Annotated in this window: 23 protein-coding genes; 10 read left to right on the forward strand and 13 right to left on the reverse strand. The window is 72.2% G+C overall.

Features of this window, described 5'->3' with window-relative positions; genetic code table 11:
* Nucleotides 1-8 precede the first annotated feature (8 nt).
* From NCI01_RS21400 to NCI01_RS21425, 6 genes are all read right to left on the reverse strand, one after another.
* The gene (locus NCI01_RS21400; RefSeq protein ID WP_254183519.1) at nucleotides 9-353 is read right to left on the reverse strand and encodes a cytidine deaminase-like protein; all 345 of its coding nucleotides are present in this window, start codon (nucleotides 351-353) and stop codon (nucleotides 9-11) included.
* Nucleotides 354-374: 21 nt separating this feature from the next.
* Nucleotides 375-1,691, reverse strand: a complete 1,317-nt coding sequence (locus tag NCI01_RS21405; RefSeq protein ID WP_254183520.1) for a hemolysin family protein — start codon at nucleotides 1,689-1,691, stop codon at nucleotides 375-377.
* Between the two features lies 1 nt (nucleotide 1,692).
* A complete protein-coding gene (gene ybeY, locus NCI01_RS21410; protein ID WP_254183521.1) occupies nucleotides 1,693-2,154 on the reverse strand; it encodes an rRNA maturation RNase YbeY in 462 nt (153 codons plus the stop codon).
* Complete coding sequence (locus NCI01_RS21415; protein ID WP_254183522.1) at nucleotides 2,151-3,203, reverse strand: PhoH family protein; 1,053 nt, start codon at nucleotides 3,201-3,203, stop codon at nucleotides 2,151-2,153. Before NCI01_RS21415 ends, ybeY begins: the two co-directional genes overlap by 4 nt.
* Nucleotides 3,204-3,299: 96 nt before the next feature.
* Nucleotides 3,300-4,559 (reverse strand): hypothetical protein, encoded by a 1,260-nt coding sequence (locus NCI01_RS21420; RefSeq protein ID WP_254183523.1) that lies wholly within the window; start codon nucleotides 4,557-4,559, stop codon nucleotides 3,300-3,302.
* A 4-nt stretch (nucleotides 4,560-4,563) separates the two neighbouring features.
* A complete protein-coding gene (locus tag NCI01_RS21425; RefSeq protein WP_254183524.1) occupies nucleotides 4,564-4,917 on the reverse strand; it encodes an HIT domain-containing protein in 354 nt (117 codons plus the stop codon).
* A 74-nt stretch (nucleotides 4,918-4,991) separates the two neighbouring features.
* On the opposite strand from NCI01_RS21425, the gene NCI01_RS21430 reads away from it, so the two are divergent.
* Complete coding sequence (locus NCI01_RS21430) at nucleotides 4,992-5,975, forward strand: Gmad2 immunoglobulin-like domain-containing protein (protein WP_254183525.1); 984 nt, start codon at nucleotides 4,992-4,994, stop codon at nucleotides 5,973-5,975.
* A gap of 207 nt (nucleotides 5,976-6,182) precedes the next feature.
* On the opposite strand, the gene NCI01_RS21435 is transcribed toward NCI01_RS21430, so the two are convergent.
* Genes NCI01_RS21435 through hrcA form a run of 3 tightly spaced genes read right to left on the reverse strand, consistent with a single transcriptional unit; the run spans nucleotide 6,183 to nucleotide 9,115 of the window.
* Nucleotides 6,183-6,923, reverse strand: coding sequence for a 16S rRNA (uracil(1498)-N(3))-methyltransferase (locus NCI01_RS21435; protein ID WP_254183526.1), 741 nt, complete (start codon nucleotides 6,921-6,923; stop codon nucleotides 6,183-6,185).
* A 3-nt stretch (nucleotides 6,924-6,926) separates the two neighbouring features.
* Nucleotides 6,927-8,096, reverse strand: a complete 1,170-nt coding sequence (dnaJ, locus tag NCI01_RS21440) for a molecular chaperone DnaJ (RefSeq protein ID WP_254183527.1) — start codon at nucleotides 8,094-8,096, stop codon at nucleotides 6,927-6,929.
* Nucleotides 8,093-9,115, reverse strand: coding sequence for a heat-inducible transcriptional repressor HrcA (hrcA, locus tag NCI01_RS21445; RefSeq protein WP_254183528.1), 1,023 nt, complete (start codon nucleotides 9,113-9,115; stop codon nucleotides 8,093-8,095). The genes dnaJ and hrcA overlap by 4 nt, the downstream gene beginning before the upstream one ends.
* 82 nt (nucleotides 9,116-9,197) lie before the next feature.
* On the opposite strand from hrcA, the gene NCI01_RS21450 reads away from it, so the two are divergent.
* The 3 genes from NCI01_RS21450 (at nucleotide 9,198) to NCI01_RS21460 (ending at nucleotide 11,366) form a co-directional block, all read left to right on the forward strand.
* Nucleotides 9,198-10,061, forward strand: a complete 864-nt coding sequence (locus NCI01_RS21450) for an MBL fold metallo-hydrolase (protein ID WP_254183529.1) — start codon at nucleotides 9,198-9,200, stop codon at nucleotides 10,059-10,061.
* 64 nt (nucleotides 10,062-10,125) lie between these two features.
* The gene (locus NCI01_RS21455; RefSeq protein WP_254183530.1) at nucleotides 10,126-10,434 is read left to right on the forward strand and encodes a hypothetical protein; all 309 of its coding nucleotides are present in this window, start codon (nucleotides 10,126-10,128) and stop codon (nucleotides 10,432-10,434) included.
* An 83-nt stretch (nucleotides 10,435-10,517) separates the two neighbouring features.
* A complete protein-coding gene (locus tag NCI01_RS21460; protein WP_254183531.1) occupies nucleotides 10,518-11,366 on the forward strand; it encodes a DUF3097 domain-containing protein in 849 nt (282 codons plus the stop codon).
* Nucleotides 11,367-11,397: 31 nt separating this feature from the next.
* Here the strand turns inward: NCI01_RS21460 and hemW are convergent, their stop codons facing one another.
* The 3 genes from hemW to NCI01_RS21475 all read right to left on the reverse strand — a co-directional run bounded on the left by hemW (nucleotide 11,398) and on the right by NCI01_RS21475 (nucleotide 15,605).
* Nucleotides 11,398-12,615, reverse strand: coding sequence for a radical SAM family heme chaperone HemW (gene hemW, locus NCI01_RS21465; protein WP_254183532.1), 1,218 nt, complete (start codon nucleotides 12,613-12,615; stop codon nucleotides 11,398-11,400).
* Between the two features lie 87 nt (nucleotides 12,616-12,702).
* On the reverse strand, nucleotides 12,703-14,523 hold the full coding sequence (locus NCI01_RS21470; protein WP_254183533.1) for an AMP-dependent synthetase/ligase: 1,821 nt from the start codon (nucleotides 14,521-14,523) through the stop codon (nucleotides 12,703-12,705).
* Between the two features lie 149 nt (nucleotides 14,524-14,672).
* Nucleotides 14,673-15,605, reverse strand: a complete 933-nt coding sequence (locus NCI01_RS21475) for an aminoglycoside phosphotransferase family protein (protein ID WP_254183534.1) — start codon at nucleotides 15,603-15,605, stop codon at nucleotides 14,673-14,675.
* Between the two features lie 110 nt (nucleotides 15,606-15,715).
* Here NCI01_RS21475 and NCI01_RS21480 point away from each other — a divergent pair, with 110 nt between their 5' ends.
* Nucleotides 15,716-16,162: an XdhC family protein gene (locus NCI01_RS21480; protein WP_254183535.1), complete on the forward strand. Its 447-nt coding sequence runs from the start codon at nucleotides 15,716-15,718 to the stop codon at nucleotides 16,160-16,162.
* A gap of 28 nt (nucleotides 16,163-16,190) precedes the next feature.
* Here the strand turns inward: NCI01_RS21480 and NCI01_RS21485 are convergent, their stop codons facing one another.
* The gene (locus NCI01_RS21485; RefSeq protein WP_254183536.1) at nucleotides 16,191-16,865 is read right to left on the reverse strand and encodes a GntR family transcriptional regulator; all 675 of its coding nucleotides are present in this window, start codon (nucleotides 16,863-16,865) and stop codon (nucleotides 16,191-16,193) included.
* Between the two features lie 152 nt (nucleotides 16,866-17,017).
* Here NCI01_RS21485 and NCI01_RS21490 point away from each other — a divergent pair, with 152 nt between their 5' ends.
* From NCI01_RS21490 to NCI01_RS21510, 5 genes are read left to right on the forward strand one after another with little or no spacing between them, the layout of a single operon-like run.
* Entirely contained in the window at nucleotides 17,018-18,223 is a 1,206-nt protein-coding gene (locus tag NCI01_RS21490) for a CaiB/BaiF CoA transferase family protein (RefSeq protein ID WP_254183537.1), read from the forward strand.
* A gap of 46 nt (nucleotides 18,224-18,269) precedes the next feature.
* Complete coding sequence (locus tag NCI01_RS21495) at nucleotides 18,270-20,345, forward strand: hydantoinase/oxoprolinase family protein (RefSeq protein ID WP_254183538.1); 2,076 nt, start codon at nucleotides 18,270-18,272, stop codon at nucleotides 20,343-20,345.
* A gap of 3 nt (nucleotides 20,346-20,348) precedes the next feature.
* Complete coding sequence (locus NCI01_RS21500; RefSeq protein ID WP_254183539.1) at nucleotides 20,349-22,220, forward strand: hydantoinase B/oxoprolinase family protein; 1,872 nt, start codon at nucleotides 20,349-20,351, stop codon at nucleotides 22,218-22,220.
* Between the two features lie 6 nt (nucleotides 22,221-22,226).
* Nucleotides 22,227-22,871, forward strand: coding sequence for an isochorismatase family protein (locus tag NCI01_RS21505; RefSeq protein ID WP_254183540.1), 645 nt, complete (start codon nucleotides 22,227-22,229; stop codon nucleotides 22,869-22,871).
* Complete coding sequence (locus NCI01_RS21510; protein ID WP_254183541.1) at nucleotides 22,868-23,776, forward strand: hydroxymethylglutaryl-CoA lyase; 909 nt, start codon at nucleotides 22,868-22,870, stop codon at nucleotides 23,774-23,776. The genes NCI01_RS21505 and NCI01_RS21510 overlap by 4 nt, the downstream gene beginning before the upstream one ends.
* Nucleotides 23,777-23,894 lie beyond the last annotated feature (118 nt).

Below are 23,894 nucleotides of genomic sequence, written 5' to 3' on the forward strand. Positions count from 1 at the left end.
CCGGACGCTCAGGTGGTGGTCGAGCGGCCGATCGTGCCGCGCTGGTCGCCGACGTGCACCGGCACCCCGGCCCCGGCGAAGTCGCGCACCGCGTCGAGGACGGGCTCCGCGTCGGTGAGCACGACCGCGGCCTCGAGGCCTGCCGAGCCGGACGAGACCGCCATCGCCACGCACACCTCCAGCGCGGACAGCTCGAGGTGCGCCAGGCGTACGCTCGCCGCGGCGTAGGTGCGTCCGTCGAGGTCGCGCACGGCGGCGCCCTCGTCGGCGCGGGCACGGGCGCGGGTGGCGCGTGCAAGGGTCACCAGCTTGGCGTCCTCCGTGCTCAGGCCCGCGGACAGGTCGTCACTCATGCGAGCACCCTAGTGAGCGGGTCAGCGACCGTTGGAGCCGACCGGTGCGTCGTCGTCGGCGCCGTCGCCGTCCGCGGCGAGCACCGTCACCAGGATGGTCTCGATCTTGTTGCGGCGCCCGGTGGCGCGCTCGGCCTCGAGGCGCAGGCCGTGGCACTCCACCACCGACCCGGGGAGCGGGACCTTGCCGAGGTGCTTGGCCATCAGCCCGCCGACGCTGTCGACGTCGTCGTCCTCCACGTCGAAGCCGACCAGCTCGTCGAGGTCGTCGACCGGGTAGCGCGAGGACACCCGGATGGCGCCCCCGTCGAGGTGCTCGACCTCGACCTCCTCGGCGTCGTACTCGTCGGTGATCTCGCCGACGATCTCCTCCAGGACGTCCTCGATGGTGACCAGGCCGGCGGTGCCGCCGTACTCGTCGACCACCACCGCGATGTGCTGGCGTCGGGCCTGCAGCTCGGTGAGCAGGGCGTCGACCGGCTTGGAGTCGGGGACGTAGTGGACCGGCCGCATCACCTCGTCGACGCGCTGGGTGAGCTCGACGTCGGGGGCCTCGAAGTCGCGGCGCACGATGTCCTTGAGGTAGGCCATGCCGACGATGTCGTCGAGGTTCTCGCCGATCACCGGGATGCGGGAGTAGCCGCTGCGGAGGAACAGCGACATGGTCTGGCGCAGGTTCTTGTGGCGCTCGACGTAGACGACGTCGGGGCGCGGCACCATCACCTCGCGCGTGATCGTGTCGCCGAGCTCGAAGACCGAGTGGATCATCCGGCGCTCGCCGGACTCGATGATCGCGCCGGCCTCGGCCAGGTCGACGAGCTCGCGCAGCTCGGTCTCGGTCGAGAACGGTCCCTCGCTGAAGCCCTTGCCGGGCGTGATCGCGTTGCCGAGCAGGATGAGCAGCGCCGGGATGGGGCCGAGGACGGTCGTGACGAGCGAGATCGGGCCGGCCGACGCCAGCGCCACGCGTACGTCGTGCTGGCGGCCGATGGTGCGCGGCGCGACGCCGATCACGACGAAGGACACGACGAGCATCACGCCGATGGTGGTGAGGAACGTCGGCACCGGCGAGCCCTGGTAGGCGTCGCGCGCCCACGTGGCGACCAGCACGATGGCGCTGATCTCGCACAGCAGGCGCATCAGGAGCGCGGTGTTGAGGTAGCGCGCGGGGTCGTCGAGCAGCTTGACCAGCCGCGCCGCGCCCGGTCGGCCCTCGGCCTTCAGCTCCTCCGCGCGGGCGCGCGAGAAGCCACCCAGGGCGGCGTCGGCGGCGGAGAAGAGGCCGGCGAGGACGACCAGCAGTGCGGCGGAGCCGAGCTGCCAGATGTCGGCGGTCATGTCAGCCGGGCTCGCCGTCGGCGCGCCACTTGTCGAGCAGCTCGCCCTGCAGGCCGAACATCACGGCGTGCTCCTCGGGCTCGGCGTGGTCGTAGCCGAGGAGGTGGAGGATGCCGTGGACGGTCAGCAGGTCGATCTCGGCCTCGCGGCCGTGCCCGGCCTCCACGCCCTGCCGCTCGGCGACCGAGGGGGCCAGCACGAGGTCACCGAGGACGCCCTCCTCGGGCTCCTCGTTGACCTTGCCGGGTCGCAGCTCGTCCATCGGGAAGGCGAGCACGTCGGTCGGCCCCTCCTTCTCCATCCACTGGCCGTTGAGCTCGGCGATCGTGTCCTCGTCGACGGCCTTGATGCACAGCTCGGCCTGCGGGTGGACGCGCATCTGCTCCATCACGAAGCGCGCCAGCCGGGAGAGGCGGCGTACGTCGAGCTCGAGGCCCGACTCGTTGAGGACCTCGATGCTCACCGCGGGCTCCTGGGGCCGGTCTTGGGGCCGGTCTTGGGGCCGGTCTTGGGGCGGGCGGCCTCGCGCTCGGCGTCGAAGACGTCGTAGGCCTCGACGATGCGACCCACGAGGCGGTGCCGGACGACGTCGGTGCCGCTGAGCCGGCAGAACGTGATGTCGTCGACGCCGTCCAGGATGCCCTCGACGACCCGCAGGCCCGACTGCGTGCCGGACGGCAGGTCGACCTGGGTGGTGTCACCGGTGACGACGATCCGCGAGCCGAAGCCGAGACGCGTGAGGAACATCTTCATCTGCTCCGGCGTCGTGTTCTGCGCCTCGTCGAGGATGATGAAGGAGTCGTTGAGCGAGCGGCCGCGCAGGAACGCCAGCGGGGCGACCTCGATCGTGCCGGCGGCCAGGAGCTTGGGGATCGTCTCGGGGTCGACCATGTCGTGCAGCGCGTCGTAGAGCGGGCGCAGGTAGGGGTCGATCTTCTCGCTCAGCGTGCCGGGCAGGTAGCCGAGCCGCTCCCCCGCCTCGACCGCCGGGCGGCTGAGGATGATCCGGTTGACCTCCTTGGCCTGCAGGGCCTGCACGGCCTTGGCCATCGCGAGGTAGGTCTTGCCGGTGCCGGCCGGGCCGATGCCGAAGGTGATCGTGCTCTTGTCGATCGACTCGACGTAGCGCTTCTGGTTGAGCGTCTTGGGGCGGATCGTGCGGCCGCGGTTGGACAGGATGTTGAGGCTCAGCACGTCGGCCGGGCGCTCCTGCGTCTCGGTGCGCAGCATCTGGATGATCCGCTCGACCGTCTCGCCGGTGACGCCCTGGCCGGTGCGCACCAGCGTCACAACCTCGTCGAGGAGCCGCTCGGCCATGGCCACCTCGGCGGACTCGCCGGACAGGGTGATGCGGTTGCCGCGGACGTGGACGCTGGCGTCGAAGGCCCGCTCGATCAACCGGAGGTGCTCGTCGCCGGGGCCCAGGACCGAGACCATGTCGATGCTGTTGGGGACGACCACGGTGTGGGTCGGCCGCTCCTGAGGGGTGCCTGGCTGGTTCGTCGCAGTCATGGATGCCCGTGTGGGCGGCCTTCCGGGTCGGTGGCAGAGCCCCACCATGCTACCGAGCGGGCCACGCGCCGCCCACCTGACAGAGGGTGAGCGTCGTCAGGGGCGGGTGACCTGCAGCATCCCGAGGCACATCTCGTCGGTCGTGCCCTCGCCCCAGACCACGTAGCGGTCGGGCTGGCCCTCGAAGGCGGGCAGCTTGTCACGCAGCCACTGGACGTGCCGGCAGGTCACCTTCACCTGCTCGAACGGCTCGAGCCGGATGGGGTCGATCGGGCGGCTGCCCTGGTCGTCGAAGTCCCAGACCGGGATGTCGAGGATCGTGCGTGCCTGCGGGGTGCCGGGGTTGACCTCGATCTTCAGCGAGCGACCGAGCAGGTGCATGTGGCCGGCGACACCGTGGATGGTGATGGGCTCGCCCAGCGTGCGGACGCAGGACTGGACCTCTCCAGCCCGCGGCTCGCCTCCGCACAGCAGGTGGAGCAGGTCGGCGGTGTTGCCGTCGGCCCCGAAGCGCTGCTTCACGTCGGCGACGGCGGCGTCGCGGTCGCACAGCTCGCCGTCGGAGTGCTTGGGCCGGCACGGCAGCTCCACGGGCGCGGGCAGCAGCATGGTGCTCAGCGCCTGGTAGTCCCGCTTGCCGGGCGCGAGGCGGAGCTGGGCGGCCGAGGTGTCGGGCTCCTGGCCGGCGAGGAGGTTGTAGTGGACCTGCATCACGATGCGGCTGCCCTTGCGCAGGCGTACGCCGTAGCCGGGCTTGGTGACCGACTCCTCGCCACCGGGTGCCCAGGCGCCGATCCACGACGAGCGGTTGACGTCCTGGACGCGGTCGAGACCGGTGCCGCCGAAGCAGGTCCAGCCCTCGTCCTCCTCGGCGGCGTCCTTGGCCTCGGCCGCGGCGACCTGCTCGGGGGCGACCTGGAACAGGATCACGTGGTGCACCACGTCGGGGTTGCCGGGCAGCACCTGGGTGCCGGTGAGCCAGGCATCGCGCTCGAGCCCGGGGTCGAGCAGGAAGCAGCGGTAGTCGTCGGTGCCGGTGCCGTAGGGCGCGGACGGCGTGTAGGCGCCCGGCATCGCGATCGTCCTGCGCGTCTCGCCCGCGCGCAGGGCACGAGACTTCGCGGGCTCGGCGTGGTGGCCGCTGTGCCCGGCCTCCCCGTCCTCCCCTGCGTCCCCGTCCTGCCCGGCCTGGTCCGCCTCCGCGGTGGACGCGCTCGACGGCGAGTCCGCGGGCTGGGTGGCCTTCTGGTCGGCGCCACCCGCGCCGTCGCCCCCGCTGCAGGCGGACAGGGCGAGGAGGCCCGCCGCGAGCAGGACGGCGAGGGTGCTGCGGGTGCGAGGGCGGGTCGTGGTCATCGGCTCAGACCAGCGTCTCGGTCATGCGCGACGAGCCGCCGAGCACGTGCAGGTGGGTGTGGAACACCGTCTGCCCGGCGCCGGCGCCGGTGTTGGCGACGAGCCGGTAGTCCGCGTTGCCGGACGCGCGGGCGACCTCGTCGGCCAGGGCGACGAGGTGGCCGATGCTGGCGGGATCGGCGGCCGCGGACGCGGCGGCGTTGTCGTGGTGGTCCACCGAGATCACGAGCGCGTGGAACAGAGCCTGCGGGTTGAGGTCCTTGATCGAGACGCCGTGGTCGTTGCGGCCGAGCACGTCGGCCGGGACCTCACCTGCGACGATCCTGCAGAAGATGCACTCGGGCGCCGTCTCGCTCATGCACCAAGCCTAGGGTGTCGGGCCGCGGCGTGGGACCGGAAGCGACGGCCGCGCGCCCCACTACCGTGACGCGCATGACCTTCCCCACCACCTCCCGACCGGCCCGCCCCCGCGGCGTACGACGCTGGGCGGGCGCTGGGGTCGTGCCGCTGGCCGCCGCGCTCGTGCTGACCGGCTGCGCCGGTGACGGGCAGCGACCCGTCTCCGACGACACCAGCGAACCGACCCGGACCGCCAGTCCCGAGAGCCCCGGCAGCCCCGAGCCCGCGCAGGAGCCGACCACCGACCCGTCGTCGGAGCCCACGGAGGCCACGGAGTCCACCTCCTCCCCGGGGGGCACGGTCGTGCCCCTCTACTTCGCCGGCGACGGCCCGGGCGGCACGGCCTTGTTCCGGGAGTTCCGACGGGTGGACGGCGATCCGCTGACCGAGGCCGCACGGATCATCGCCGGCGGTGGCGAGCCCGGCGACCCGGACTACCGGACCCTCTGGCCGCAGGTCGAGATCGCCTCGGTGCAGGCGACCGACGGCGTGCTCTACGTGGAGATCCCGGACGACGGCTTCACCGAACGCCCCGACGGGATGTCGAAGCGGGACGCGAGGCTCGCCCTCCAGCAGCTGGTCTACACGCTCCAGGGCGTCCAGCAGGAGCGGACCCCCGTGGTGATCGGCCGCCCCGACACCGTGCCGCGGCTCTTCGGCCTCGCGACCGGTGGCATGGTCAGCGACGCCAGCCCGTTGAAGACGCTCAACCACGTCAACATCACCGCCCCTGCCGAGGGCGACACGATCACCCGGGACTTCATCACCGTCTCCGGTGTGGCGAACTCCTTCGAGGCCAGCGGTCCGTGCCGGCTGCTGCAGGACGGAACGGAGCTGGCGATGGTGCCCTACCAGCTCGATGAGTGGGCCACGGACAAGCTGTTCCCCTTCCAGGTCGACATCCCGCTCGACGGGGTCTCCGGCGAGGTCGTCGTGCAGTGCGAGACCGACGACCCCAGCGGCGGCGCGGAGGGCAACGGCCCGGCGATCGACACGAAGACGATCACGGTCGAGTAGGCGTCAACCGGGTCACGCCCTGACGCGTCTCCTCTGCGTGACCACCCAGACCAGACCACGCTCAGGAAGGCCTCCGGTGCCCGACCACCTGAGCCCACGGTCGTCGACTGATCCTCTGGCGCGTCGGACGACCAGAAGTCCGCACGGACGGCTGGGCCGAGCGCGCGGCGAGCCGTCGTACGCCGGTTGTGGTCGTCCGACGCGCCGTCAGGACCAGCGAGGCGTACGCGCGAGCAGCGCGGCGACCGCCACCACGCCGGCGGTCGAGGTGCGCAGCACCTCGGCGCCCAGGCGGACGGTCCGCGCGCCCGCCGTGGTGAGCGCGTCGAGCTCGTCGGGTGCGATCCCGCCCTCGGGGCCCACCACCACGACGATGCGACCCGAGGCGGGGACGTCGACGGAGCTGAGCGGGGAGGTCGCGTCCTCGTGGAGGACGACCGCGAGGTCGGCCTCGGCCACGACGTCGGCGAGGTCGGCGGTCGAGGCCAGCGGCGTGACGGTCGGCAACCACGCGCGGCGCGACTGCTTCGCGGCCTCACGGGCCGTGGCCTGCCACTTCGCGTGGGACTTCGCGGCGCGCTCGCCCTTCCAGACCGCGACCGAGCGCGACGCCGCCCACGGGACGATGCGGTCGACGCCGACCTCGGTGAGGACCTCGACCGCCAGCTCGCCCCGCTCGCCCTTGGGCAGCGCCTGGACCACGGTGATCGCCGGCTCGGGCCGCGGCTCCTGCGCGACGGAGGCGACCGTGACGGAGAAGACCCGTTTGCCCGTCGACGCCACGGACCCCGTGACCGAGGTGCCCCGGCCGTCGGTGAGGACGACCTGCTCGCCCTCGCGGAGGCGTCGTACGGCCACGGCGTGGTGCGCCTCGTCGCCGGTCACCTCGACGACGGACCCGGACGACGCCCCGTCGAGGGAGTCGACGAGGTGGACCGGGAGCGACACCGCTCAGCCCTGGAAGGCGTCGCGGAGCCGACCGAACATCGACTTGTGCGGCGCCTCGTTCTTCCCGTCGGGCTGCTCCTCGCCCCGGATCGCGGCGAGCTCCCGGAGGAGCTCCTCCTGCCGCGGGTCGAGGCGGGTGGGGGTCTCCACGGCGATGCTGACGACCAGGTCGCCGCGCCCACCGCGCAGGCTCGGCACGCCGAAGCCGCGGACCACCTGCTCGCTGCCCGACTGCGTGCCGGGGCGGATGTCGAGGTCGTAGGTCGTCACCGTCTCCGACGAGTCGTCGGACGAGGCCGGCAGGTCGGCCTCGAGCAGCGGCAGCGTGAGCTCCGTGCCGAGCGCCGCCGCCGTCATCGGCAGGGAGATCGTGGTGTGGAGGTCGTTGCCGTGGCGGGTGAAGGTCGGGTGCGGCTCGACGTGGATCTCCACGTAGAGGTCGCCGGCGGGGCCCCCGCCGGGGCCGACCTCGCCCTGCCCGGTGAGCTGGACCCGGGTTCCGTGGTCGACGCCCGCGGGGATCTTGACCGTCAGGGTGCGGCGCGAGCGCACCCGGCCGTCGCCGGAGCACTCGCGGCACGGGTCGGGGATGATCGAGCCGTAGCCCCGGCACGCCGCGCACGGGCGCAGGGTGCGGATCTCACCGAGGAACGAGCGCTGCACCACGGCGACCTCGCCCTGGCCGTGGCAGGTCTCGCAGGTGACCGGCTTGGTGCCGGGCGCGGTGCCCTGGCCCTCGCACGCCTCGCAGCGCAGGGCGGTGTCGACCTTGAGGTCGCGGGTGACGCCGAAGGCGGCCTCGGCCAGCTCGACGTCGAGCCGGATGAGGGCGTCCTGGCCCCGTCGGGCGCGCGATCGCGGGCCGCGGGTCTGGCCCCCGCCACCGGGAGCACCGCCGCCGAAGAAGGCGTCCATGATGTCGGTGAAGCTGAAGCCCTGCCCGGCGCCGAAGCCCTGGCTGAACGCGTCGCCGCCACGGTCGTAGGCCGCGCGCTTGCCGGGGTCGCTCAGCACCTCGTAGGCGCGCGAGACGTCCTTGAAGCGCTCCTGCGTGTCCGGGTCGGGGTTGACGTCGGGGTGGAGCTGCCGCGCGAGCTTGCGGTAGGCCTTCTTGATGTCGTCGGCGCTCGCGTCGCGCGAGACGCCGAGGATCTCGTAGGGGTCCTGGGTCACTGGTTTCCTTCATCGAGGATCCGGGAGACGTAGCGCGCGACCGCGCGCACGGCTGCCATGGATCCGGGGTAGTCCATGCGGGTGGGGCCGACGACGCCGAGGGATCCGAGGTGGAACTCCTGCGGGCCGTAGCCGGTGGCCACGACGCTCGTGGCCGCGAGCTCGGAGTAGGGGCCCTCGTGACCGATGCGCACCGTCAGCGCGTCGGTGCCCGACTCGCCGAGCAGCTTGAGCAGCACGACGTGCTCCTCCAGTGCCTCGAGCAACGGCCGGACGGCGGTCTCGAAGTCGCCGTAGCGGGCGAGGTTGGCGGTGCCGCCCACTGCGACGCGCTCGTCGCTGCGGTGGTCGGACATCGCCTCGCTGAGCACGTTGACGATCGTGCGGGCCGAGTCGACCTGCTCGGGGCGCACCCCGTCGGGCAGGTCGGCGAGGGCAGCGGCGGCCGCGGCGATCTGGACGCCGGCGCTGGCCTGGTTGACCGCCACGCGCAGCTCGGCGAGGTCGGTGTCGACCAACGGTGCGTCGAGCTCGACGAGGCGCTGCTCGACCCGACCGGTGCTGAGGATCAGGATGACCATCACCCGGGTGGGGGTCAGCAGCACCAGCTCGATGTGACGCACCGTCGAGCGCGAGAGCGTCGGGTACTGCACGATCGCGACCTGCCGGGTCAGCTGGCTGAGCAGCCGGACCGAGCGCTGGACGACGTCGTCGAGGTCGACGGCACCGTCGAGGAGGGTCGCGATCGCCCGGCGCTCCGCCGCGCTCATCGGCTTGAGCGTGGCGAGCTTGTCGACGAAGAGCCGGTAGCCCTTGTCGGTGGGGACGCGACCGGCGCTGGTGTGGGGCTGGTGGATGTAGCCCTCGTCCTCCAGCGCCGCCATGTCGTTGCGGACCGTCGCCGGGGAGACGCCGAGGCCGTGCCGCTCGACGAGCGCCTTGGAGCCGACCGGCTCCTCGGTCGCGACGTAGTCCTCCACGATCGCGCGCAGCACGTCGAGCTTGCGGTCGTCGACCACGTCAGCCCTCCTCGGCACGTCGGTTTCTGGCACTCGGATAATCGGAGTGCCAACTCTACTAGGAGTCCGTAGGCTCGCCGACATGCCCGATGACACCCCCCGGTTCACCGAGGTCGCCCCGCGCGTGTGGGTCGCGCACTACGAGTGGATGCACGTCAACATCACGTTGGTCGGCGGGTCCGACGGGCTCCTGATGGTCGACACGCACGGGTCCGCCGCCGAGGCGAGGGTCGTCGCCGACGACGTACGACGCCTGGGCGCGGGCCCGCTGACCGGGCTGGTCAACACCCACGAGCACTGGGACCACCACTTCGGCAACGCCACCATGGTCGAGCAGTTCGGCGACCTGCCCATCCACGCGACCGAGTGGGCGGCCGAGCACATGGAGGTGTCCGCCGGCCACACGTTCGCGCGCTACGAGCAGGACGCCGAGCACCCGCGGCGCGAGGAGATCCTCGCCACCACGCTGCGCCTGCCCACCCGCACCTTCTCGTCGGCGGTCCAGCTCGACCTGGGTGACCGGGCGGTCGAGCTCGTCCACCCCGGGCGCGGGCACACGGCCGGCGACCTCGTCGTACGGGTGCCGGACGCCGACGTGGTGCTGGGCGGCGACCTCGTCGAGGAGTCCGACCCGCCGTTCATCGGTGACGACTCGTGGCCGCTGGAGTGGCCGTCCACGCTCGACCTCGTGCTCGGCCTGATGACCGACGCCACGGTCGTCGTCCCGGGCCACGGACAGGTCGTCGACAAGGCGTTCGTGCAGGAGCAGCGCCACGACCTCGGCATCATCGCCGAGACCATCCGCGACCTCGCCTGGCGCGGGGTGCCGGAGTCCGAGGCCCTCGCCGCGGGCGAGTGGCCGTGGGAGCGCGAGCTGCTCGAGAGCGCCGTCCGGCTGGGCTACGAGCACCTGCCGCGCGGCCAGAAGAGGCTCCCGCTGATCTAGCGTCCCGACCCGCCACACCCCCCGGGGGCTGGTCCTGACGGGATCGGGCCAGTAGGACTGACGCATGACCGAGAACAGCGAGTCCCAGACCGACAACCCCGAGTCGACCGACACGCCGAAGGCGGGCAGCGGCACCAGCCCCGCCGACTCCGACCACTCCGGCGGCACCGCCTCGCCCGACGATGCCACGCTGGGCGGCATCTCCGACGACCAGCTGCCCGAGGACCTGGTGCCCAGCGAGGACAACCCGCTCGCCGAGCCGCTCGACCCGGACGACGAGGCGACCAAGAGCCGCGAGGAGCTCGAGATGGACGCCACCCAGGACGAGGACAGCGGTGACGGCGCCGAGGGCGCCGGCATCTCCGGCGGCTGACCTGCAGCCGAGCCGGAGGGTGTGACCCGCGACGCACGGCGTGCCACCACGCCTGCGCGGCTCGCGGCGCCTAGCGTGGACCGGTGCCCAAGGATCGCTACGGAACCGACGTCCTCTCCGGCGACTGGCGTGTCCCGAAGAACGGTCGCGCCACGGAGGTGCCGACCGAGCTCGGGATGGTCGTCGAGGAGGTCACCACCGACTGGTGCGGCGAGGTGGTCGCCGTGGACCGCGACATCGACACCCTGACGCTGGAGGACCGCCGCGGCAAGCGGCGCACGTTCCCGCTCGGCCCGGGCTTCCTGCTCGAGGGCAAGCCGGTGATCCTCACCCGTCCGGTGCGGTCAGGTGCACCTGCCGCCCCCACGCGTACGGCGTCCGGGTCGGTCGCGGTGCCCAACGCCCGCGCCCGCGTGGCGCGCGCCAGCCGCATCTTCGTCGAGGGCCGGCACGACGCCGAGCTCGTCGAGAAGGTGTGGGGCGACGACCTGCGGATCGAGGGCGTCGTGGTCGAGTACCTCGGCGGGGTCGACGACCTCGCCGAGCACCTGCGCGACTTCAAGCCGGGCCCGCAGCGCCGCGTCGGCGTCCTCGTCGACCACCTCGTCCCGGGGTCGAAGGAGGCGCGCATCGCCCAGGGCATCGCCCGCTCCCCCATCGGCAAGCACGTCCTGGTGGTGGGGCACCCGTTCATCGACATCTGGCAGGCGGTCAAGCCCGACCGGCTCGGCATCACGCGGTGGCCGTCGGTGCCCAAGGGCATCGACTGGAAGACCGGCACCTGCCAGCAGCTCGGCTGGCCGCACCGCGACCAGGCCGACATCGCCCGCGCCTGGAAGCACATCCTCGGCCGGGTGACGTCCTTCGCCGACCTCGAGCCCGCCCTCCTCGGCCGGGTCGAGGAGCTCATCGACTTCACCACCCAGCCCTGAGCGGAGCGAGGGGCCGGCGAGGTCGGGCGGGTCAGTCGACCAGGTCCCGCACGATCGCGTCGGCGAGCAGGCGCCCGCGCTGGGTGAGCACGAGTCGCTCGGCGGCCAGCTCGACGAGGCCGTCGGCCACGAGGCGGGCGACGTGGGAGCGGCCGGTGGCCTCGAGGGCGGTGACCGGCAGCCCCTCCACGAGCCGGATCTCCAGCAGGATCCGCTCGACACGCTGGTCGCGGTAGCCCAGCACCTCGCGTGCCAGGGCCGGGGAGACGCCGCGGGCCAGCCGCTCGGCGTAGGCCGCCGGGTGCTTGACGTTCCACCAGCGCACCCCGCCGACGTGCGAGTGCGCGCCGGGGCCGACGCCCCACCAGTGCCCGCCGGTCCAGTAGAGGAGGTTGTGCCGGCACCAGTGGTCGGGCGAGGTCGCCCAGTTGGACACCTCGTACCAGCTCATCCCCGCCGCGGAGAGCTTCTCGTCGACCAGCTGGTACTTGTCGGCCAGGTCGTCCTCGTCGGGCATCGGCAGCTCGCCGCGCTTGACCTGGCGCCCCATGGCGGTGCCCTCCTCGACGATGAGGGAGTAGGCCGAGACGTGGTCGGGGCGGCAGTCGAGGGCGACGTCGACCGACGTCTCCCAGTCGGCCAGTGACTCCCCCGGCGTCCCGTAGATCAGGTCGAGGCTGACGTCGTCGAAGCCGGCCTGGCGGGCCCACTCCACCGCCGCCGGCACGCGCATCGGGTCGTGCGTGCGGTCGAGCGTGCGCAGGACGTGGTCGACGGCGGACTGCATGCCGAAGCTGATCCGGTTGAAGCCGGCGGTCCGCAGCTCCTCGAGGTCCCAGGCGGCGACGCTGTCGGGGTTGGCCTCGGTCGTGATCTCGATGTCGTCCACCAGGCCGAACTCGGCCGCGGCGCTGGCCACGATGGCACCGAGGTCTGCCGGCTTGAGCAGCGTGGGGGTGCCCCCACCGAAGAAGATCGTCTCGATCGGGACGTCACGGTGGCCGAGCACCTGCCGCGCGAAGCGGATCTCGCGGATCGCCGCCTCGGCGTAGGTCGAGCGGCCTGCGCCGACCTCGTCGCCGAGCTCCTGCGCGGTGTAGGTGTTGAAGTCGCAGTAGCCGCACCGCACCGAGCAGAACGGGACGTGCACGTAGAGGCCGAACGGCTTGCTGCCGAACTCGGCCCAGGCCTCGTCGGGGAGCAGGCCGTCCTCGGGCGCGACGTCGCCGTCGGGTTGAGCGGGGGGCACGCGGGTATCCAACCACGTGCCGGACGCGCGGACGGGTGCCGGTGGCCTTCCACCGGCACCCGTCCGTCAGCGTGACCCAGGGGCGACCTAGGCGTACATCTCGTCGATGAGCGCCTGGTTGTTCTCCTGCACCACGTTGCGCTTGACCTTCATCGACGGGGTCAGCTCACCCGACTCGACGCTGAGGTCCTGCTCGAGGATCCGCCACTTCTTGATGGTCTCCCACCGGTTGAGGTGGCTGTTGAGCTCGTCGACGTAGTCGCCGACCATCTTCTGCACCCCGTCGGAGCTGACGATGTCGGCGTACGACGCCCCGGCCATGCCGTTCTCCTCGCCCCAGGCCGCCATCGCGTCGGCGTCGAGGGTGATCAGCGCGACGCAGTAGTTGCGCTCGTCGCCGAGGACCATGAACTGGCTGGCGTAGGGGCAGATCGCCTTGAACTTCGACTCGATCGCCGGCGGGGCGATGTACTTGCCACCGGAGGTCTTGAAGAGCTCCTTGATGCGGCCGGTGATGACCAGGTGGCCGTCCTCGTCCAAGGCGCCCTTGTCACCGGTGCGCAGCCAGCCGTCGGAGGTCAGCGTCTTGGCCGTCTCCTCGGGGAGGTTGTGGTAGCCGTCCATCACGCCGGGACCCTTGATCAAGATCTCGTCGTTGTCGCCGAGCTTGACCTCGCTGCCCGGGAAGACCGGGCCGACGGTGCCGAACTTGTTGCGGTCGGGGTGGTTGACGAAGGAACCCGCCGAGGTCTCGGTGAGGCCGTAGCCCTCCAGGATCTTGATGCCGGCGACGCCGAACCACTCGGCGACGTCGCGGTTGAGCGCCGCTGCGCCGGAGATGAAGAAGCGGACGTTCCCGCCGAAGCGGTCGCGGATCTTGGAGAAGACCAGCTTGTCGAACAGGCCGTGCTGGACCTTGAGCCCGATCGGCACGGACCTGCCCTCGCGCTTGCGGCGATCGACCTCCAGACCGACGTCGAACGCCTTCTTGAAGATCTTCTCCTTGGCGCCGCCCTCGGCGGCCTGCATCAGGACGATCCGGTCGTGGGCCTTCTCGAAGATGCGCGGGGCCGCGCCCATGAAGGTCGGCTTGACCACGCCCAGGTTGTCGACGATCTTCTCCACGCGACCGTCGATGGCGGCGGCGAAGCCGCAGGCCATCTGCGTCGACATCAGCACCTTGCCGAACGAGTGGGCCATCGGCAGCCAGCGGAACTCCAGGTCGCTCTCGGAGAGGATGCCCTGCGCGCGGATGGCCTCGCCCTCGTAGACCCACGAGGAGTGGCGCAACCGCACGCCCTTGGGACGGCCGGTGGTGCCGGAGGTGTAGATGAGGGTGGCCAGCTGGTCGGGGCGGATCGCCTGCGACGTCGTACGCACCACGTCGGGCTGCTCGGCGAGCTTCTCGGCGCCGAGCGCGGCGAGGTCCTCCAGCGAGATGATCCAGTCGCCGTCGGTCGTGCCGTCGAAGGTGATCACCTTCGTCACGTGCGGCAGCTCGGAGCGGTGGGCAGCGAGCTTGGCGACCTGCTCGTCGTCCTCGGCGAAGACGACGCGGCTCTCGGAGTCACCGAGGATGTAGACGGTGTCCTCGGCGTTGGTGGTCGGGTAGACCGTGGTGGTGGCACCGGCGGCACACATGACCGCGAGGTCCGCGAGGATCCACTCGTAGCGCGTGCCGGACGCGATGCCGACGCGCTGCTCGGGCTCGACGCCCAGCGCGATCAGGCCCGCGGCGAGCGCCTCGACCTTGTCGCCGGCCTGCTTCCACGTCACGGACTCCCACGCCTCCCCACGCGGGAAGCGGAAGGCCTCGGCGTCGGGGGTCGCGGCGACGCGGTCGAAGAACTGGACGGCGACATTGGGCGGCATCGTGTCGAGGAAGGCCGTGTCGATGGTGGTCGGCATCTGTTACCTACTCATTCGTCGGAGCGCGGCGCGGGGCACCACACAGCGGGGCTGGCTGCTGACTTGGCTGTAACCTAGATCACTGGGTTTACCCAGCGGTAGCAAACGCGGCGAATGTCCCACCAGACGTCATGACTTCGTGACGTTCGTCAGTCCTGGACGGCCTTGGTGATGGCGATGCACCGGGTGATCCAGTCCTGCTCGTCGGGCAGCAGGCGGCGTCCGGCACGCTGCGCGTCCTGCACCGCCCAGCCGGCGTTGAGCACCATCCGCACCACCACCCAGTCGCGGGCCCGCGCCTCGTCGAGGCCGCCGGCGTCGACGAGCGCGTGGAAGCGGCGGCGCAGTCCGTCGCGCACCGACCCGACGGCTCCCGGCCCGCTCAGCTCCGCCATCCGGTTCCAGAGCATCGGGGCCGGCTCGTAGTGCGGGTCGCCGGCCATCGGCTTGGGATCGATGGCGAGCCACTCCCCCGCGCCGTCGGCCATCACGTTGGCGTAGTGGAGGTCGCCGTGCACGACGACGGGCGCCGCGTCGTCGGCGAGCAGGTCGGGGCCGAGCGACAGGGCCTGCTCGACGTAGCGGCGCGGGACCGGGAGGTCGCGGCCCAGCTCGCCGAGCTGCCGCAGCCACCGCTCGACGTAGGACGAGAGGCTGGCCAGCTGCGGCATCGCGGGGAGGTGGAGCCGGCCGTAGAGCTCGCCGACCACCTCGCACGCCTCGACGTCCCAGGCGTCGCCGAGGTCCGGTCCCGGCAGCCAGTCCAGGAGCAGCGCGCGTCGGCGCGGGTCGGCGCGCAGGAGTCGTACGGCGCCCCTCCCGCCCCAGTGCTGCAGGGCGAGGCCCTCGTGGAGCGACTCGTCGTCGCCGTCGAAGCTGATCTTCAGCGCACCCGCGACGCCGTCGGGGTCGACGACCGGCAGCACCAGCGAGCAGTAGCCGTGCAGGCTCTCGCCGGTCTGGCGCAGGCCCCACTCGTCGAGCAGCCCGACAGCGAGCCGCGGCAGCCGGTCGAGCCAGCGTCCCCAGTCGTCGCCGAGCCCCCGCTGGGCGAGGAGCCCCGCAGGGATGGTGACGGGCATTCGGCGAGCCTAGGCTGCTGGCCGTGGGCGAGCGCCAGCGAGCCCGTCGACAAGTGCAGCGCGACATGTGCCTCATGCGCGCACGGAGCGAAGCGAGATTGCGTATGAGCATGCGTGAGCAGCCGTGGTCCGACGACGCCGTCCGGCACGGGAGGATCCTGGTCCTCAGCGACAACCCGATCTCGCGGTCGATCGCCGCCATCGCGTCGACCGCCGGGCGCACCGTGGTGGTCGAGCCGGCCGACGACGGCGGGCCGGGACTCGACGTGCAGCCGGGTGACGCCGTGGTCCTGTGCGACCACGACGCCCCCGATGCTCCCGCGGCGCTGCGGGCAGCCCTCGCGTCGGAGGCGTCGTACGTCGCGATGATGGCCAGCCGGGGCCGGGCGGCCGGACTCCTGGCCGAGCTGGAGGAGGAGGGCGTGGACACGGCGCGGCTCCACGTGCCGGCCGGTCTCGACCTCGGCGGCAAGGGCCCCGGCGAGATCGCCCTCTCGGTCGTGGCCGAGGTCGTGGCCGAGTCCTACGGGCGCTCCGGCGGCCCGATGCGCGGCTGAGGTCCGTCCGCGACCGCCGACCGACGGCTCAGGCCGGCGGGGACCCGCGGTGCTCGTCGCGCAGGCTCGCCCACGCGGCGCGCACGTGGGACCGCATGACCGACTCGGCCCACTCGGCGTCACCCGCGGCGAGCGCCTGGACGATCTCGTGGTGGTGCGCGAGGCTCCGGCGCATCGCCTCCGGCGAGTAGTGCGAGAACGTGCGCCACACCAGCGGGACCGCCACCACCGACGACACCAGCCCGACCAGGCGCCCGTTGCCGGACGCCTCGAGCACCCGGCGGTGGAACTCGTTGTTGAGCTCGGTGATCGCGTCGAGGTCGGGCGGGTCGCGTCGCGCCTCCTCGTCCATCCGGTGCGCGAGCCCACCGAGCGCGTCGAGGTCGGCGAGGCCGCTGGCCGCGGCGAGGCCGCACCCCCACGGCTCGAGCTGCGAGCGGAGGCTGAAGATCTCGTCGAGGTCTCCCGCCCCCCAGTCCTCGACCTGCACGCCGCGGTTGGGCTCGTGCCTGACCAGCCCCTCGGCGGCGAGGCGACGCAGGGCCTCGCGCACCGGCGTACGGCTCACACCGATCGCTGCGGCGACGTCGCCCTCGCGCAGCCACTCGCCGCCGGAGCGCTCGCCGCTGAGGATCTGCCGGCGGATGGTCGCGTAGGCGATCTCGGCCGCCTTGCCGGTGTCCGAGCCCGCGTCCTGGGTCATGGTCGCGCACCTTAGCAGCGCTACTCCATACCCAATTGTATGCAATCTGTGAGACACCCGTTGACGATGGCGACGGCACAGGGCTAGCGTCCCTGATCTAGGTATGACCTGCCTCACACAGTTGTCACTGCTTTGCATACGAAAGGGCCCTCGTGTCGTCCTCGTCCCCGCTCCCCCTCGACGACCTGCGCGTCGTCGAGCTGGGCCAGCTCCTGGCCGGCCCCTTCTGCGGCCAGCTCCTCGGCGACTTCGGGGCGGAGGTCATCAAGGTCGAGGACCCCGTCAACGGGGACCCGATGCGCCAGTGGGGCCGGGAGAAGCCCTACGGCCAGTCGCTGTGGTGGCCCGTGGTCGCGCGCAACAAGCAGTCGGTCACCGCGGACCTGCGCACCCCGCGCGGCCAGGACCTCGTCCGCCGCCTCGTCGCGGAGGCCGACGTGCTCATCGAGAACTTCCGCCCCGGCACGCTCGAGCGCTGGGGGCTGGCTCCCGAGACGCTGTGGGAGACCAATCCGGGACTGGTCGTCACCCGGGTCACCGGCTTCGGGCAGACCGGCCCCTACGCCGCCCGCGCGGGCTACGGCTCGATCGGCGAGGCGATGGGCGGGATCCGCTACGTCACCGGCGACCCCGACCGGCCGCCGGCCCGCGCCGGGGTCTCCCTGGGCGACTCCCTGGCTGCGACTTTCGCCTGCCTGGGCACGCTCGTGGCCCTGCACCAGCGGGGTCGCACCGGTCGCGGCCAGGTGGTCGACTCCGCCATCTACGAAGCGGTCCTGGCGCTGATGGAGTCGCTCGTGCCCGAGTGGCAGGTGGCCGGCTACCAGCGTGAGCGGACCGGCACGACGCTGCCCAACGTCTCCCCCAGCAACGTCTACCCCACCGCCGACGGCGAGATGGTCCTCATCGCGGCCAACCAGGACACCGTGTTCCGCCGGCTGGCCGAGGTGATGGGCCGCCCGGAGCTGGCGTCCGACGAGCGCTACGCCACCCACGGCGCCCGCGGGACCTACATGGAGGAGCTCGACGGGCTGATCGCCGAGTGGAGCACCACCGTGGCGGCCGACGACCTGCTCGAGCGCCTGCACGCCGGCGGCGTCCCGGCGGGCCGCATCTTCCGCGCGAAGGACATGCTCGCCGACGAGCACTTCGCCGCCCGCGAGGCCATCGTCCGCCTGGCCCACCCGGACCTGGGTGAGTTCGCGATGCACAACGTCGCCCCCAAGCTCTCGGAGAGCCCCGGATCGGTCCGGCACGTCGGACCGCGACTGGGCGAGCACAACGACGCGGTCTACCGCGGCCTGCTGGGCCTGGACGACGAGCAGCTGTCGTCCCTGCGCGCAGACGGCGTCATCTGATGCATCCCTCCCACCGTTCCACCCACCCGTCCCAAGGAGAGCACCCATGACCTACCGGCTCGGAGTCGACGTGGGCGGCACGTTCACCGACATCCTGCTGATCGACGAGGAGTCCGGCGCGACCTTCCGCGCCAAGACCTCGTCCACGCCCGAGGACCAGTCCGTCGGCGTCCTGCGCGGCATCGACCAGGCCTGCGCCGCCGCCGGCATCGACCGGAGCGCGGTCGGGGACGTCTTCCACGGCACGACCGTCGCGACCAACGCGATCCTGGAGGGCAAGGGCGCCCGGGTCGGGCTGGTGACGACCCACGGCTTCCGCCAGGTGCTCCAGATCGCCCGCTCGTTCGTCCCCGGCGGCCTCGCTGGCTGGATCATCTGGCCCAAGCCCGAGCCCCTCGCCGCGCTCGAGGACACCGTGGAGGTGCGCGGCCGGATCGGGAGCGACGGCGAGGTCGTCACCGCGCTCGACGAGGACGACGTACGCACGCAGCTGCGCGCGCTGGCCGGGCAGGGCATCGAGGCGCTGAGCATCAGCCTGATCAACTCCTACGCCAACGCCGCCCACGAGCAGCGCGTCGCCGAGATCGCCGCCGAGGAGCTGCCCGGGATCGCGGTGTCGCTGTCGTCGTCGGTGCTGCCCGAGCTGCGCGAGTACGAGCGCACCATCACCACGGTGGCCAACGCCGCGGTGCAGCCGCAGGTCAGGCGCTACGTCGCCAACCTCGAGGGTCAGCTGCGCGACTCCGGGGTCAGCGGCTCGCTGTCGATCCTGCGCAGCGACGGTGGTCTGGTGTCCGCGGCGGTCGCCTCCGACAACCCGGTCAACCTGCTGCTCTCGGGCCCGGCCGGCGGCGTGACGGGCGCCGCCTGGGTGGCGGCGCAGACCGGCTACCGCAACTTCCTGACCTTCGACATGGGCGGCACCTCGACCGACGTCGCGCTGGTCGAGGACCTCACCCCCCGCATCGGGCGGGAGACCACCGTCGGTGACCTCAAGGTGCGGGCGACGTCGGTGGACGTCCGCACGGTGGGCGCCGGCGGCGGCTCGATCGCGCACGTGCCACCGCTCACGCAGGCGCTGCGCGTGGGCCCGCAGTCGGCGGGCGCTGCCCCCGGCCCGGCGGCGTACGCGGCCGGTGGCACCGAGCCGACGGTGACCGACGCCAACGTGGTGCTGGGCCACCTGCCGAGCGCCCTCGCCGGCGGCGAGGTCGCCCTCGACCCCGATGCGGCCCGGACCGCGGTGCAGACCATCGCCGACGCCACCGGGCTCGACTCGGTCGAGGCCGCCGCGGCGGGCATCATCGACATCGTCAACGAGAACATGTTCGGCGCGCTGCGACTGGTCTCGGTGCAGCAGGGCTTCGACCCGCGCGACTTCGCCCTCGTCGCCTTCGGCGGCGCCGGCCCCCTGCACGCCAACGCGCTGGGCAGGCTGACCGGTTCGTGGCCCGTGATCATCCCGCCCTCTCCGGGCGTGCTGTGCGCCTACGGCGACGCGACGACCAGCCTGCGTGACGAGGCGGTGCGCACCCTGGTGCGGCGTTTCTCCGAGCTGAGCGACGACGGTCTGCGCGCCATCCTGGACGACCTGTCGGCGTCGGCGCGCGGCACGCTCATCGCCGAGGGCGTGCCCGAGGACGACCTGCGCGTGACCTTCGCGGCCGACCTGCGCTACCACGGCCAGGGCTTCGAGATCCCGGTGACGATCGACATCGACGCCTTCGACGGCGCGGGCGGTGGCCTGGCGGCCCTCGCCAAGGCGTTCGACACCGAGCACGACCGCCTGTTCTCCTTCGTCCTCGACACCGAGCACGAGCTCGTGACGCTCCGGGCCACCGCCGACGCCCCGCGTCCCGAGGTGGGTGCGGTGGAGCTCGAGCAGGGAGGTACCGACCCGGCCGAGGCCCGCGTGCAGCAGCACCAGGTCTGGTCCGACGGCTCGATGGTCGACGCCGACGTCTACGACCGGTCGCTCCTGAAGGCCGGCAACGTGGTCGTCGGGCCAGCCGTCATCACCGAGATGGACTCCACCACGCTCGTGCTCCGCGACCACGCCGCCACTGTCCATCCGAGCGGCAGCCTCCTCATCCGACCCGTCGACCAGAGCCAGGAGGGCTGAGCCATGGCACAGCTGATCGAGACCAACACCTCCCCCATGCAGCAGGTCGAGGTCGACCTGGTCACCCTCGACCTCGTCGAGAACGCCCTGCGCAACGCGCGCTACGAGATGGACGAGGTGCTCTTCCGCACGGCCCTCTCCCCCGGCATCCGCGAGCAGCACGACGAGTTCCCGCTCATCGCCAACCGCGACGGGAAGATGATGGTCGGTCAGTTCGGCCTGTCCATCCCCGACTTCCTCGACAACTTCGACGGCACGATCGAGGAGGGCGACGTCCTCCTGACGTCGGACCCCTACTCCTGCGGCGCCGCCATCAGCCACGCCAACGACTGGCTGGTCGTGATGCCGATCTTCTTCGACGGCCGCATCGTCGGCTGGTCGTCGATGTTCGGGCACATGTCGGACGTCGGCGGCAAGACGCCCGCCTCGATGCCGACGGACGCGCGCACGATCTACGAGGAGGGTGTTGTCATCCCGCCCTTCCGGCTCTACAAGAAGGGCGTCCTCGACGACGACGCGCTGCGGATCATCCTCAACCAGGTCCGCAAGCCCGACTGGAACCGCGCCGACCTCAACGGGATCGTGGCGGCCTGCCGGACGGCCGCCCGCCGGGTGCAGGAGCTGTGCGCCCGCTTCGGCGTGGACACCTACAACTCGGCGCTCGAGGCGCTCCTCGACCGCAACTACCGGGCCATGAAGACGCTGCTGGCGATGGTGTTCGAGGAGGGCAGGACGCTGTCGTTCACCGACTACATCTGCGACGACGGCCTCGGCTACGGCCCCTACGAGCTCAAGCTGAGCCTGACCCGCACCGGTGACAAGGTGCTGCTCGACTTCACCGGCAGCAGCCCGCAGGCGCAGGGCCCCATCAACTACTACATCAACGAGAACCTCGTCCGGATGTTCTTCGGGATCTACATGATCACCGTGGCGGACCCGCAGATCCTGTGGAACGACGGCTTCTACCCGCTGGTCGACGTCGAGATCCCCGACGACTCGTTCTGGAAGCCGCAGTACCCCGCTGCGCTCAACGCGCGCAACCACGGCATCGGTCGCGTGTTCGACCTCTTCGGTGGCCTCCTCGGCCAGACCAACCCCGACCTGCTCAACGCGGCCGGCTTCTCCTCCTCCCCGCACTTCATGTACTCCGGGACGTACGGCGAGGGCGACCGCAAGGGCGAGTGGTTCCAGCTCTACTCCATCGGCTTCGGCGGCATCCCCGGCCGGCCGATCGGCGACGGCCCCGACGGGCACTCCCTGTGGCCCTCGTTCGTCAACATCCCCTGCGAGTACCTCGAGTCCTACTACCCGCTGCGCATCGAGCGCTGGGAGACCGTGGCCGACACCGGAGGTGCGGGCCTGCACCGCGGTGGCAACGGTGTCGACGTCGCCTACCGCTTCCTGGAGGCGGGCACGATCGCGATCCACGACGACCGGTGGCTGACCTACCCCTGGGGCGTCAACGGCGGCGAGCCCGGCGCCCGCGGACGCAAGTGGCTCGAGCGTGCCGACGGCACGACCGAGGTCCTGGGCAGCAAGGTGCACGACGTCCCCGTGGCCCGCGGCGACCTGCTGCACTTCGTCACCTGGGGCGGTGGCGGGTGGGGCGACCCGCTCGCGCGGGACCCCGACCTGGTCGGGCTCGAGGTCAGGCGGGGGCTCGTGACCGCCGACGGCGCACGCCGATACGGCGTCGTGTGCGACGAGGCGGGTGCCGTCGACAGTGATGCGACCGAGGCCCTGCGCAGCACCCTGGGCGCCGACCGCCCGCACCCGCTGCCGACGTTCGACATGGGCCCGCCGCTGGCGACGATCCTCGAGCGCTCCCTCGAGGAGACCGGCCTGCCCGCCCCGCGACCCCCGGTCCCCCGGTGACCCGACGTGCCTGACGAGACCACCTCGCCCCGCCCGGACGAGCCCTTCGGGGGCTCGCTCCGGCCGGGCCCGTCCCCGGCCGTGCTCGCCGTCGACATGATGCGCGCCTACTTCGACCCCGCCAGCGCGTTGTGCCTGCCCGACGACGACTGCCTGCAGTCCGCCGCGCGGGTGCTCGCGACGGCGCGGCAGCACGGCGTACCGGTGGTGCACACCCGGGTGCGCTACAGCGCCGACGGTGCCGACGGCGGGGTGTTCTTCCGCAAGGTCCCGGCGCTGCAGGCGCTGGTCGGTGACGGGCCGATGGGCGAGCTCATGGCTCCGGTCGCACCGGTCGACGACGAGCTCGTCGTCGTCAAGCAGTACGCCAGCGCCTTCTTCGGCACCTCCCTCGCCTCCACCCTGCACGCCCGGGGCATCGACACGGTGGTCGTTGTCGGGGTGAGCACCAGTGGGTGCATCCGCGCCACCGCGGTCGACGCGATCCAGCACGGGTTCGTCCCGCTCGTGGTCGCGGACGCGGTCGGCGACCGGGCGCCGGGACCCCACGAGGCCAACCTCAGCGACCTGGCGGCCAAGTACGCCGAGGTGGTGGACGAGGCGACGGCGCTCGACTACCTCGGCTCCGTCGCCCCGGGTGGGGCCCGATGACCCCGCAGGAGGCGGTGAGCATCGTCGAGATGGCCCCCCGCGACGGGCTGCAGAACGAGAGCGCCGTCCTCTCCACCGCCGACAAGGTCGAGCTCGTGGAGCGCGCGGTGCGAGCCGGTGCCCGGCGCATCGAGGTGACCAGCTTCGTCAACCCCGCCCGCGTCCCGCAGATGGCCGACGCCGACGAGGTGATGGCCGCCCTCCCCCGGCCGGACGGGGTCAGCTATGCCGGCCTCGTCATGAACGACCGGGGCCTCGACCGCGCCCTGGCCGCGGGCGTGGACGAGGTCGACGTCGTCGTCGTCGCGACCGACACCTTCTGCCTGCGCAACCAGGGCGTCACCACCGAGGAGGCCTGCCGGCTGGCGGCCTCGCTCGTCCGCAGGGCGCGCGAGGCGGGGGCACTCACGACGGTCACGGTCGGCGCGGCCTTCGGCTGCCCCTTCGAGGGCGAGGTCCCCGAGGAGCGGCTGCGCGAGGTGCTCGGCCGCGTCGTCGACGCCGGGCCCGACGAGCTCGCCCTCGCCGACACCATCGGGGTGGCGGTGCCGACCGCGGTGTCGGCCAGGCTGGCCCTCGCCGCTCGGGTCGCCGGTGCCGACATGCCCCTCCGCCTGCACCTGCACGACACCCGGCACACCGGCGTCGCCAACGCCGTGGCGGCCCACGCCGCTGGCGTCCGCACCCTCGACGCCAGCATCGGCGGAGCGGGCGGCTGCCCGTTCGCCCCCAACGCCACGGGCAACGTGGCCACGGAGGACCTCGTCTACCTCTTCGACCGGATGGGCGTGGACACCGGTCTGGACCTCGCGACCACCGTGTCGACCACGGCCTGGCTGGAGGAACGGCTCGGCAAGCGCCTGCCCGGCGCGCTGCTCAGGGCGGGCGGGTTCCCGACGGCCTAGGTGTTCTGACCACGGACGTTGAGCACGGCGGGTCGGGTGGACGATGACGAAGACCTCCGGGTGAGGTGTGGAGCTACCACGCAACCACGTCTCACCAACGGAGGCCTTCATGTCCCAC

This window comes from Nocardioides pinisoli (genome assembly GCF_024199985.1).
Lineage (GTDB): Bacteria > Actinomycetota > Actinomycetes > Propionibacteriales > Nocardioidaceae > Nocardioides > Nocardioides pinisoli.

Coding starts and splice junctions, on each gene's coding strand:
- NCI01_RS21500 (WP_254183539.1), top strand. CDS start 20,349: ATGGCACAGCTGATCGAGACCAACACCTCCCCCATGCAGCAGGTCGAG.
- NCI01_RS21430 (WP_254183525.1), top strand. CDS start 4,992: ATGACCTTCCCCACCACCTCCCGACCGGCCCGCCCCCGCGGCGTACGA.
- NCI01_RS21475 (WP_254183534.1), bottom strand. CDS start 15,605: ATGCCCGTCACCATCCCTGCGGGGCTCCTCGCCCAGCGGGGGCTCGGC.
- NCI01_RS21400 (WP_254183519.1), bottom strand. CDS start 353: ATGAGTGACGACCTGTCCGCGGGCCTGAGCACGGAGGACGCCAAGCTG.
- NCI01_RS21425 (WP_254183524.1), bottom strand. CDS start 4,917: ATGAGCGAGACGGCGCCCGAGTGCATCTTCTGCAGGATCGTCGCAGGT.
- NCI01_RS21420 (WP_254183523.1), bottom strand. CDS start 4,559: ATGACCACGACCCGCCCTCGCACCCGCAGCACCCTCGCCGTCCTGCTC.
- NCI01_RS21405 (WP_254183520.1), bottom strand. CDS start 1,691: ATGACCGCCGACATCTGGCAGCTCGGCTCCGCCGCACTGCTGGTCGTC.
- NCI01_RS21455 (WP_254183530.1), top strand. CDS start 10,126: ATGACCGAGAACAGCGAGTCCCAGACCGACAACCCCGAGTCGACCGAC.
- NCI01_RS21495 (WP_254183538.1), top strand. CDS start 18,270: ATGACCTACCGGCTCGGAGTCGACGTGGGCGGCACGTTCACCGACATC.
- NCI01_RS21510 (WP_254183541.1), top strand. CDS start 22,868: ATGACCCCGCAGGAGGCGGTGAGCATCGTCGAGATGGCCCCCCGCGAC.
- NCI01_RS21480 (WP_254183535.1), top strand. CDS start 15,716: ATGCGTGAGCAGCCGTGGTCCGACGACGCCGTCCGGCACGGGAGGATC.
- NCI01_RS21470 (WP_254183533.1), bottom strand. CDS start 14,523: ATGCCGACCACCATCGACACGGCCTTCCTCGACACGATGCCGCCCAAT.
- NCI01_RS21415 (WP_254183522.1), bottom strand. CDS start 3,203: ATGACTGCGACGAACCAGCCAGGCACCCCTCAGGAGCGGCCGACCCAC.
- NCI01_RS21450 (WP_254183529.1), top strand. CDS start 9,198: ATGCCCGATGACACCCCCCGGTTCACCGAGGTCGCCCCGCGCGTGTGG.
- NCI01_RS21485 (WP_254183536.1), bottom strand. CDS start 16,865: ATGACCCAGGACGCGGGCTCGGACACCGGCAAGGCGGCCGAGATCGCC.